The sequence below is a fragment of the Streptomyces palmae genome (assembly GCF_004684805.1).
Classification (GTDB): Bacteria; Actinomycetota; Actinomycetes; order Streptomycetales; family Streptomycetaceae; genus Streptomyces; species Streptomyces palmae.
In genome coordinates this window covers 1-986 of record NZ_SRID01000738.1, presented here as the reverse complement: position 1 = coordinate 986, position 986 = coordinate 1, and the positions used below count along the sequence as shown (strand labels likewise).

General features: G+C 78.4%; 1 protein-coding gene. It reads right to left on the bottom strand.

Annotated elements, in window-relative coordinates; translation table 11 throughout:
• Window positions 1-284: 284 nt before the first annotated feature.
• On the bottom strand, window positions 285-986 hold a 702-nt coding region (gene mshB, locus E4099_RS32400; protein ID WP_135342646.1), incomplete at its 5' end, for an N-acetyl-1-D-myo-inositol-2-amino-2-deoxy-alpha-D-glucopyranoside deacetylase.

Genomic DNA, 986 nt, shown 5'->3' with positions numbered 1-986 from the left:
CTTCCCGGCCCCGGACGCCCCGGCTCCGGCCCCGGCCTTCCCTGCCTTCCCGGCCGCGGACGCTCCGGCCCCGGCCTTCCCCGCCGCGGTCCTCCCGGCGCCGGAGCCGTTCCTCGCTCCGGCCCCGGCGCTCCCCGCCACCTCCGTCTCGGCCTGTGCCGCCGGTCCGCCCCCGGAGCCGCCGGCGGCGGCCCGTCCGTTCGCGGCCTCGGCCGGGCGTCCGGCCCGCGCGCGCCCGGTCCCGGAGCCGCCGGTGGCGCGCCCGGCCGGCGTCCGCCCGGCGGTCATACCGCCACCCCGGCGAAGAGGTCGTCCACCGGCCCGGCACCGCCCGGCACCGGTTCCCCGCCGTGGGCGAGGCGGTAGTACTCGGTGGCCAGCAGCGGCTGGCCCAGTCCGTTGGAGAGGGCGAAGAAGGGCTCGCTGACCTCGATCTGGGTGGCGTGCGCGCGCATCGCCGCCGCCTTCGCCGCGGCATGGGCGGTGCCGTCCACCACGGCCACCACCTCGACCTCGGCGACCAGGCCGGGGACGTCCTCGGGAACCGCGATGCCGGGGAAGGGCCGCTCCTCGCCCAGCGCCCGGAGCCGGGCGAAGCCCTCCTCCACGACCGTGCGGGGCACGCAGTTCCAGTAGACGCGGGCGATCCGGTGGGGCTCCCCGAGGTCCCGCCGGAACGCCTTCTCGGCGGCGAGCTCCACGGCCCGCATGGCGACCCGGTGCGCCTTGATGTGGTCGGGGTGGCCGTACCCGCCGTGCGGGTCGTAGGTCACCAGCACCTGCGGGCGCACCTCGCGGATCACCTCAACGAGGGACGCCGCGGCCTCGTCGACGTCCGCCCTCCAGAAGGCGTCCGGAAGGCTGTTCTGCGGGGCGCCCATCATCCCGGAGTCGCGGTAGCGTCCGGCGCCGCCCAGGAAGCGGTGGTCGGTGACCCCCAGCTCCCGCATCGCGGCCGCCAGCTCGCCCGCCCGGTGGGCCCCGAG